Genomic DNA, 8,952 nt, shown 5'->3' on the forward strand with positions numbered 1-8,952 from the left:
CGGCGCAACGACAGGCGAGTGTCGAAGCGCCGACGCCCCTAGTCGAGCGCATTCGGAAGGGTCTGGGGATATGAATTGCAGTATTTCAGTTACGTCCCCCTTGGTTCCCCCTTGGTTCCCGTTACGTCCCCCTTGGTTCCCCCGGTCGGGACCGGGACGGGAGCGCTCATCGATACCAAATGGCATGTGGACCCGCACTATGATGAAGATGGTCTATTGCGACAGGGCAAGTGACACGTGGCCCGAAATTGTGTCAGCCTCTTCCCACAGTAGGGCCTTGCCCCGACTCCCGTAGTTCCGCCACCAATCATCGAATCCTTCCACGACGCTGCTATCGAGCACAGAAAGAGCCACTTCCCGGAAGGGATCATCTCCAACCCACTCCCGCACTGGACTGGGCAGATCCGGGATGCTCCAACTCGTTGCGTCTGGCCTGAGCCACACCACCCAGAAGGTAGGCTCTACGGTAGAAGGGTGGCCGATCTGGATGCCATATCCAGCCGTTGCCTCCCTGAGAGACCAATGTATCATGCGTGTCACAGGGTCATATGAAGCGTACTCGAAGCCATAATCAGGTGTTGTCACGGCCAGGACAGAAGGCATGGCCTGAACGCGCCGATGAACGTTTGTACACGTTCCCCGGCCTGCCTTGCACGACACCGAATAGATGCCGTAGTAATCCACGGGGAATTCGTCGAGGAAGACCGCACTGCCACGAACGGCCGCCGTGTTGCTGTACCAGCCCCCAAGGTTGTACCGAACGCCGCCCCTGAAGCCAGAGATGTCTAATAATAGCAAGGGCGTCTCGTCGCTCGTCTCCCACGGTTGGAGCGCTGATTCGCGCCACGCTGCACCACCTTCGGTGCTAGGGATGCGATACGTCGCCCCGTAGACCAACTCCTCGTCGAGGAGAAAGGAGTAGGAGGACGGGGAGTAGAAGAGCGACACTTCCAGGCCCTGCGCTGTCGCGAGAAGGCTGAGTCTCCCGTCGGTCTGAACGTCCTCCGGTCCCACACGCACGCCACGGAACTCGGCAATGCCGTTTGCCCCCCAACCGCATGGCTGCAATGCGACGAATGGTGCGCCAGATGGAACATTTGAAAGCGTGACATTGATCTGCGACTCGTCTGCGAGGATTGAGCGGGCATAGGGATGCTTCACGAGCGCTATTTCACCCACTGGCACATCGACATACGTCCGAAGTTCTTGCTCACTCTGGTAGCCGCCCTCCGCTTTCCATGCAAGCGTGAGGGAGATGAGGCGCCGGCCGACCCGCCCGAAATTCGCCACACCATCTTCCCCCGTTACAAGCACGCGCTCTACGGTCACGTTCTGCGGGCCATGCAACACCACGTAGACCCCTGGCACTGGCTGGCCCCCGTCAGGAGTGGTTCGCACCGCGACTCGCAACTCTGGCTCACCCCCCCCTTCCGAGGGCCCACGGCCGCCGCACCCGGCCAGACAAAGAGCCCAAAAAATGGAAAGGAAGCACACAAGCCACGAGCTTCCCATGACCGGCCATCTCCGCGAACAAGTTACCCAGACGGACCCCCCGGACCTCGGGCGAGGACCACAAACGGCCAGAGGCCAAACCCGCAGGGAGTTGCCAGGGAGTGTGGCCTCGCTGGTTCGATCGTGCGCGGTTCTTCGGCCGGTCTTCCTCATCGCGCCACCCCCTTACAGTGAGTTGCCCATGACCTTCGGTCACCCTGAGGGATGAAACGGTAGGGCGGGCGGTTCCCGCGTAGCGGGGTTCGCCCGCCGAGTGCGGCGGGGCAAGCCCCGCCCTACGGCGCTCCTGCGGGCTCGGGGACAGCGAGTTTCTTTATAGTGCTCCGCTTGTAGCGCGTCTGCGCATTCAGCGCAAGGCAACAGTCCGACAGGCAACAGTCCGACCTCGATCCGCCGCCTAGGGAGTGAGCGGGGTCGCGGCAGGGACGGCCCTTGCGGGCCGGCCCCCGCACAGATCCGTCTAATGCGGTGCAGGCCTGCGCCCAGGGGCTGCCGGACCCCACCCCGGAGCTCATGGGTGGATTCTGGCCGCGGGAAGGGGGGGCCCGCCTCACGGGCGGGGTTCAGGGGCCAGAGCACGAGCAGGAGGGCCATCGACACCCCGAAGAGCAGGAAGATGAGCGGGATACCCACCACGTTGAATTTGAGGAAGCTGCAAAGGTACATGAGATTCATCCTCGCCCAGCCGCCCACTCCCGCTGCACAATCTACCCTGGGGCTCGCCTGGGTGGTGGGCGGCGTCGCCGGCGGCGTGGTACCGCCCACCCCCGTGCCGGGGGCGAACACCGGCAACGCGTTCCGCTACGACCTCGACACCCGGGTGCTCCCCGAAGGAGAGTGGGAGCTCGTGGCCACCTTCGACGACGGTGCGCGGGCCACTACCCGCATCCGGCTCCGGCGGCTGGCGTGGCTGCCGGCCGTGCTCCACCTGCTGCTCAAACCGTGAGGAGGTCCGGCGTGTCGCGCATGCTACAGGCGCTGGGTGCGGCAGTGTGCTTGGCCCTGGTTCTGGCCGGCTCTTCGCCTGCCGAGGAGCAGGAAGAGCCGTGGTGGTTCGAGATCGCCCACGACTCCGCGGTGCGCATCCGGATCACAACCCAGGACGGCGGGACGCTCGGGTGGGACCCGACGCTGGACACGGTCGTCAACTCCCTCGATCCGACCCACCATCTGGAGGGGAGCTACCTCGAGCGGGAGGACCCCGCCCGCCCCGGCAGGCGCAGCCAGGTCCTGCGGTTTGGTTTTCGCTCGGTGCAGTGGTGGCCCTTGCGGCTCGAGGTCTTGGGCCCACCCGATAGCCCGGAGGGAGACGATGTCTCCTATACGCTTCGGAGCACCCTGACGGGCCCCAGGACTGACCAGGCCTTCGTCCTGGTGGGCAGCGTCGAGCCCGGCGGGACGCAGCGATACCGTGTGGAGCTCTCCCTGGCGCCTCGGCCCGGGCTTCGGTTCGTGCGGGAATCAGAGGTTCGGCCACGGATCGTGCGGCCCCAAGTAGCAGTGGCGCGACCTCACGAGGAGAACGAGAAGGGTTGGTTGTTCAAAGTCTTCCACGATGCAGGCGTCCGCGTGCGGATCACCGCCCAAGCGGGTGGGACGTACGGGTGGGACCCGGCGTTGGGAGCGGTCGTAAACACCCTCGACGGTAGCCGCCTTTGGGATGGCTTCTACGCTGAAGAAGAGGGCTTTGACGGTCCATATTGGATGGTGGGTTTCTTCCTCTCCTCCAGGGAGTGGTGGCCCCTCCGTCTCGAGGTCTTCGGTACCCCAGCGGGAGGCGACTATGAGCTCGGCGGCGTCCTGACGTCCCCGCCTCCCAGGTATGGAGTTGACTCGGAAAAGTGGAAGAACACGATCCAGGCGGGCGCCACCCACCGCTACCGCATCGAGCTCCTCCCGCCGCCCCTGGACACCGTGCGTTTCGTACGCGAAGACGCGGCGCTGCCGCGATTTGGGGCGCCGCTCGCCGAAGATGATCCCAGGGTCTTCGCCCTGGGCTCGGTGATCCCCGTGGCCCTGGCCGTGGAAGGCCCGGTTCCGGAGGAAGCCGAGGGCGGGGCGACGTTGCGGCTCTCCGGCCGGGGGTGGCAGGTCCCGTGGGTCCACCCCGAGCCCCGGCCGGGAGGAAAGTTCGGCCGCGAGGACCGGCTGGAGTACGACGCGACGACGCGAACCTACCGCTACGACTTGGCCACCGAGACCCTGGGCCGCGGAACCTGGCTGCTGGAGGTTACCCTGGGGGGCTTGGGGCCGTACACCGTGCCCTTCGAGGTGAGGGCCCCGTAGATTCTCTTCACCTACAGCATTTCCCGGCCGAGCAGTAGCGGGGTAACTGAATGACGGGTACACCTCGGCTGACTACGAGCTGGGCGAGGCTGGCTCGCGGGGGGCTGGCCAGACCCCGGCCGGGAACCGGTGCACTTCCACATCGTCGGCAGGTGGCCGAGCGTTTCGGGTTGTCTGCGAACCCCGTGGGGGACATACTGCCGAAGTATGCAAGCGGTGGGTCGAATCCATACGCGCTGGCGAGGAGACATGACGATGAATGCCGTGGTGGCCGAACGCGGGCAGGTGACCATCCCCAAGCCGTTGCGCGACAAGCTCGGCATTGGACCCAAGACCGTGTTGGACTTTCGCGAGGAGGAAGGGAAGCTCGTGGCGGTCAAGGTGCTGGAGGCGGACCCCGTAGCGCGCGTCATCGGATGTCTGAAGCTGGAGTTGCCCACCGACGAACTGGTGGCCGCGATGCGAGATCGCGCTTGATCACCGCCGTGGACACGAACGTCCTGGTGGACGTGTTTCGAGACGACCCGGCGTACTGCCCTTCGTCGTCCGCTGCCTTGCGCCGGTGCCTTCGGGAGGGGCGCCTGGCGGTCTGCGATGTCGTGTGGGCAGAACTGGCGGCGCTCTTCGAATCGGCGGAAGCGCTGGAGGAGAAGTTGGATATCCTCCGTGTCGAGTTCCTCCCGTTGGGCCGTTCTGCGGCGACCCTGGCGGGCCGGATGTGGCGCCGCCACCGGGAACGGGGCGGTGCGAGGGAGCGGGTGGTCGCCGACTTCTTGGTGGGAGCCCATGCCAGGGTCCAGTGCGACCGGCTGCTGACCCGGGACCGCGGCTTCTACCGCTCGTACTTCGCCGAGCTGAAGGTCCTCGACCCGGCACCAAAGGGCTGAGGGCCGATTGCGGGCCGAGTTCACCCCGCGCCCCGCCGGGAGGCAGCGGACGCCTGCGCGCGCGCCAGACGGGGGACGGGACGAACTGAAATGCAGCGATTTTGGGTCGGGCGGTCCCGTGCTACGGTTGCCGCTTGCCCAGACACGCCGCTTGCACGACGAAGAATCAGCTCTACGCATCCCCCGAGTCGGTATCATTGCAGCCGTGATCAGCCGCTCCCACTCCCGTCCTCACTCCTGCTTGGCGTAGAGGCGGAAGAGCCGCGCCAGGCGCACCTCCCAGGGGAAGGCGGCGCAGAGGTGTTTGGCGCGCCAGCGGGCCAGGGGGGCGTAGAGCTTGCCCAGGAGGACGGCGGGGCTCTTGGTCTCCTTGTAGGGGCGGGTGTATTTCTTGCCCAGGAACATGCAGGCGAAGTCCAGCACCTCCACGAGGCGGCGCATCTCGGGGGTGAGCCAGGGGGCGCCCTGGGCGAGGTTCCGGTAGTTGAAGCCGGCCCACTCCTCGGTGCGGGTCGGCACCTGGAGACCGTGCTCCACCGCGGTGCGGAAGAGCTCGGTGCCGGGAAAGGGGGTGTAGATGTTGAAGGAAAGGTCCACGTTGGGATTGCCGCTGCGCAGGGCCTCGGCGGCGGACAGGGTCCGGCCCAGGTCCTCGGGGGTCTCGGTGGGGAAGCCCATCATGAAGAAGTAGAGGGGCGTGAGCGGGAAGCGGGCGAGCTCCCGGTTCTTCTCCAGGACGGCGGGAAGGTCGATCTTCTTCCCCAGGAGCTCGCGGAGGCGCTCCGAGCCCGACTCGATCCCGATGGAGAGGCACTTGCACCCGGCGCGGGTCAGGAGGTCGAAGTCCGCGTCGCCCATCCGCAACAGGGTGTCGGCCCGGGTGTGGAGCCGGGTGAGCGCCACCCCGCGGCCCGCGCGGACGAGCCCCTCCAGGATGCGCCGGCCGCGATCCAGGTCGGCGAAGAAGTTGCTGTCGTAGAGCACGAGCCCCCGCACCCCGCAGCGCGACGCGGTGTCGAGGATCCGCTCCACCGCGGCCTCGGCCGAGAGGGCCCGCCAGCGCCGCCGGTCGAAGTGCTGGTTGAAGCAGAAGGTGCAGCCGTGGGGGCAGCCCCGGCTCGTGAACAACGAGAGCCGCTCCACGCCGAAGACGGTGCGCCGGTACTTCTCCAGGGGCAGGAGGTGGTAGGCAAGCGGCGGCTCCTGGTCCAGGTCCACGAACTCCCGCAGCCCCGCCGATACCGGCCCCGCCTCCCCCCGGTACCAGAGCCCCGGCACCGCCGACGCCGCCCCTCCCCGGGCCAGGGCCTCCACGAGCTCCCGGAAGGTCGCCTCCCCCTCCCCCTGCACGACGAAGTCGACGCACGGCTCCTGCAAGACCTGCTCGGGCAAAAGGCTCGCGTGCACCCCGCCCCACACCACGGGGGTGTCCCCCGCCTCCTTCACGAGCCGCGACACCTCCAGGGCGTACCGGAGCTGGGGCCCGGTGGTCGTGGACACCCCCACGCACAGCGGCCCCCGGGCAAGCTCCTCCGCAAGCCGTTCGCGCCACCGGGGCTCCACCCGCTGGTCGAGGATCGTCACGGGGTAGCCGGCCCGGTGGAGCGGCGTGGCGACGCACAGGAGGCCCAACGGCATGTCCACCCACGGCTGGGCCTCCCACCCGTGGGTGTGGCGTGGGTACACGAGCACGACCCTGCGCTTCATCGTTGCACCTTCACCCCCCGGGGACGCGGTTCGAACGGGGGCCCCTTGGTTGCGTCGTGGCGCCGCTGCGTGAGACGCCCTCCCTTCGTGCCTGTCGCGAGCTCACCCCACCGTGCGCTCGAAGTAGGGCAGGGAGAGGCGGGCCACCAGGGGGCCGGGGAGCCAGCCGCGGCGGTACGCCTCCAGGGCCAGGCCGAAGATCCGCCCAAGAGGGGAAGGGCGGGCCGCGCGTCCGACCACCTCGGCAAAGCGGCGCCGGGCCTCCTTCTCGGCGACCTCCCGGGGCGACACCCCCTGTGCCGCCGCTTCGGCGAGGACCCGGGCCACCCGCGGGCGAAAGTGCCGGCCCGTGAACTCCCGGATGCGCGGCGCCGGCACCGACGCAAACTCCATGGTGCCCCCCAGGACCCCGCCTGCGTTGGCCACGAAGTCGGGCACGCACAGCACTCCCCGCGCGCCCAGGAGAGCCTCCGCCTCGGGGGTGAGGGGGTTGTTCGCCCCGGGACAGACGATGCGGGCGCCCACCCGCGCCGCGTTCTGCGCGTGCACGCTGTGGTGGCGGGCGCAGGGGAAGAGGAGCGCCGCGGGAAGCTCCAGGAGCCCCTCCCGCGGGAGGCGCCGCCCCAGCTCCCCCCGCTCGGCGACCCGGCTCCCCTCGGCCGCCGCCAGGCGCGCCAGCCGGGGCACGTCGAGGCCCGCCGGCTCGTGGAGGGCCCCCCGGGAGGTGGAGACCGCCACCACCCGGGCCCCCGCCTCCGCCAGGAGAAGGGCCAGCGCGCTCCCCACCTTTCCGAACCCTTCGATGGCGGCCTCCGAGCCCGCCAGCGCCACGCCCGCCTGGGCGCAGGCCGCCTTCGCGCTCTCGAAGACCGTGAGGGCCGTGTAGTACCCGGAGCTCGTCCCCCGCAGCTCCCGGCGCCGGGGCTGGACCCCCGCCGCCTCCAGCAGGTCGCGGATGTCCTCGTTGCTCGTGCCCATGTCGGGGCCGGGGCTGTAGAGCCGCGCCCGCAGGAGCGGCGCCAGGGCGGATCCGAAGGCCCGAAGGAGCTCCCGCCGCTCCTCGGGGGGCCCTTCCGGATCTCCCCGCACCCCGGCCTTGGCACCCCCCTGGGGCAGCCCGAGGAAGCCGTACTTGAGGGTCATGGAGCGGGCCAGCACCCGCACCTCTGCCTCGTCCACTCCCGGGGCCAGCCGCAGCCCGCCGCAGGCCCGGCCGGCCACGGTGGAGTCCACCGCGAGGAAGCCGGCGGGGGCGCCCTCGCGGGTCACCGTGCACAGGAGCTGGGACCCCGCGCGCTCGGCGAGGAGGCGGGGGGCGCGGGCCGTGCCATTCTTCATCGCTTCACCGCCAGGGCCGCCACGAAGTGGCCCGTGAGAAACCGCGTCGGGTATCGGGACAACCCCTCGAACCACGCGAGCCCGCGCAGGAACCTCTCCCGAGCGGCCGGCGAGCCCCGGCGCTCGAGGAGCCGGGCCAGGGCCACCGCCGGGGCCCGGGGGCAGTGGAGCACCGCACCCAGGTGCCGCAGCTGGAAGCCAGCGGCTTGGAGTACGCGCTCCAGCTCGCCCGGCCCCAGGGTCGCGCCCGTCTGGTAGGGCACCAGTCCGAGCCGGCGCAGGAGCCCGAAGGGCAGGAGCCGGCGCGCCACCAGCACCGGATTGCGCGGGTTGTCCAGGGTCAAGAGGAGCACCCCTCCGATCCGGAGCACCCGCCCGAGCTCGCGAAGGCTCGCCGAGATCTCTTCCCGCGTCTCGAAGTGGTCCAGGGTCGAGGGCGAGACCACGAGATCGAAGGCGCCGTGCGAGAAGGGCAGCGACCGCACGTCCGCCCCGACCGCCCCCAGCCCCGGGTGAGCCTCCCGAGCACAGCGCACGACCGTTCCGGCCACGTCGATCCCCACCCAGGAACGGGCACGCCCCTCCAGGAACGGCGCCGCACCCTCCCCGAAGGCCTCGTCGAAGAGATCGGTCTTGAGGACCCGCCCGACCGGGCCCTCGGGCCACCAGCGCTCCAGGAGAGCCCCCAGGAGGCGGTCGCTGTACTCCCGCCACAGCCGGTGGGGACGCGCGGCCGCCCACTCGCCGGCCACCTCGTCCCAGTACCGCCGCGCCATCGCCCTCATCCCCCACCCGGGGATTCCGCCATTCTCCGACCTCCCAGGCCCCCTCGCAAAGCCCGCCACAGAGCGCGGAGCTCTTCGCCGGTGACCACTCCGGCGCGCCGCAGGGCCCAGGCATAGGCCGAGAGACACGCCCCGAAGAGCGCCGCCCTCACGCCCCAGCCGGACCCCAGGACGAGCAGCGGCAGGAAGGGCACTCCCAGGACCGCGGCCAGGACCGGAGCGCGTAGCGAGCACCCCACCGGCCCCTTCAGGCGCCAGAAGAAATAGGCGCCGCCGAGCACCGTGGCGATCAGCACGCCCGCGCACCCGCCCAGGCTCCCGCGCCAGGTCACGAGCAGGGGACCCACCGCCCAGAATCCCGCGAGCTGCACCACGGCCGCCGCGATGGCCGTGCGGGGCCGCTCCAACACCACCGCCAGCACGCGGCCCACGGCGAC

At 69.5% G+C, this 8,952-nt stretch carries 9 protein-coding genes; 4 read left to right on the forward strand and 5 right to left on the reverse strand.

Going from position 1 to position 8,952, the window contains the following annotated elements:
• Positions 1-213: 213 nt before the first annotated feature.
• The gene (locus AB1578_18885) at positions 214-1,329 is read right to left on the reverse strand and encodes a hypothetical protein (protein ID MEW6489961.1); all 1,116 of its coding nucleotides are present in this window, start codon (positions 1,327-1,329) and stop codon (positions 214-216) included.
• A gap of 847 nt (positions 1,330-2,176) precedes the next feature.
• Between AB1578_18885 and AB1578_18890 the strand changes: the two genes are divergently transcribed.
• The 4 genes from AB1578_18890 (at position 2,177) to AB1578_18905 (ending at position 4,685) form a co-directional block, all read left to right on the forward strand.
• A complete protein-coding gene (locus AB1578_18890; GenBank protein ID MEW6489962.1) occupies positions 2,177-2,458 on the forward strand; it encodes a hypothetical protein in 282 nt (93 codons plus the stop codon).
• A gap of 11 nt (positions 2,459-2,469) precedes the next feature.
• Positions 2,470-3,798 (forward strand): hypothetical protein, encoded by a 1,329-nt coding sequence (locus AB1578_18895; GenBank protein MEW6489963.1) that lies wholly within the window; start codon positions 2,470-2,472, stop codon positions 3,796-3,798.
• A gap of 255 nt (positions 3,799-4,053) precedes the next feature.
• On the forward strand, positions 4,054-4,275 hold the full coding sequence (locus AB1578_18900) for an AbrB/MazE/SpoVT family DNA-binding domain-containing protein (GenBank protein ID MEW6489964.1): 222 nt from the start codon (positions 4,054-4,056) through the stop codon (positions 4,273-4,275).
• Positions 4,272-4,685, forward strand: coding sequence for a type II toxin-antitoxin system VapC family toxin (locus AB1578_18905; GenBank protein MEW6489965.1), 414 nt, complete (start codon positions 4,272-4,274; stop codon positions 4,683-4,685). Before AB1578_18900 ends, AB1578_18905 begins: the two co-directional genes overlap by 4 nt.
• 231 nt (positions 4,686-4,916) lie before the next feature.
• On the opposite strand, the gene AB1578_18910 is transcribed toward AB1578_18905, so the two are convergent.
• From AB1578_18910 to AB1578_18925, 4 genes are all read right to left on the reverse strand, one after another.
• Positions 4,917-6,392 (reverse strand): radical SAM protein, encoded by a 1,476-nt coding sequence (locus AB1578_18910; GenBank protein ID MEW6489966.1) that lies wholly within the window; start codon positions 6,390-6,392, stop codon positions 4,917-4,919.
• A 102-nt stretch (positions 6,393-6,494) separates the two neighbouring features.
• On the reverse strand, positions 6,495-7,730 hold the full coding sequence (locus tag AB1578_18915) for a Glu/Leu/Phe/Val dehydrogenase dimerization domain-containing protein (protein MEW6489967.1): 1,236 nt from the start codon (positions 7,728-7,730) through the stop codon (positions 6,495-6,497).
• Positions 7,727-8,506 carry a methyltransferase domain-containing protein gene (locus AB1578_18920; GenBank protein MEW6489968.1) on the reverse strand — a complete coding sequence of 260 codons (780 nt, stop codon included), beginning with the start codon at positions 8,504-8,506 and terminating at the stop codon, positions 7,727-7,729. The genes AB1578_18915 and AB1578_18920 overlap by 4 nt, the downstream gene beginning before the upstream one ends.
• Before the next feature lie 5 nt (positions 8,507-8,511).
• A partial coding sequence (locus AB1578_18925) for a hypothetical protein (protein MEW6489969.1) occupies positions 8,512-8,952 on the reverse strand: 441 nt, incomplete at its 5' end.

Source organism: Thermodesulfobacteriota bacterium (assembly GCA_040756475.1).
Taxonomy (GTDB): Bacteria; Desulfobacterota; Deferrisomatia; order Deferrisomatales; family JACRMM01; genus JBFLZB01.

Coding starts and splice junctions, on each gene's coding strand:
- AB1578_18890 (MEW6489962.1), top strand. CDS start 2,177: ATGAGATTCATCCTCGCCCAGCCGCCCACTCCCGCTGCACAATCTACC.
- AB1578_18900 (MEW6489964.1), top strand. CDS start 4,054: ATGAATGCCGTGGTGGCCGAACGCGGGCAGGTGACCATCCCCAAGCCG.
- AB1578_18910 (MEW6489966.1), bottom strand. CDS start 6,392: ATGAAGCGCAGGGTCGTGCTCGTGTACCCACGCCACACCCACGGGTGG.
- AB1578_18915 (MEW6489967.1), bottom strand. CDS start 7,730: ATGAAGAATGGCACGGCCCGCGCCCCCCGCCTCCTCGCCGAGCGCGCG.
- AB1578_18920 (MEW6489968.1), bottom strand. CDS start 8,506: ATGGCGCGGCGGTACTGGGACGAGGTGGCCGGCGAGTGGGCGGCCGCG.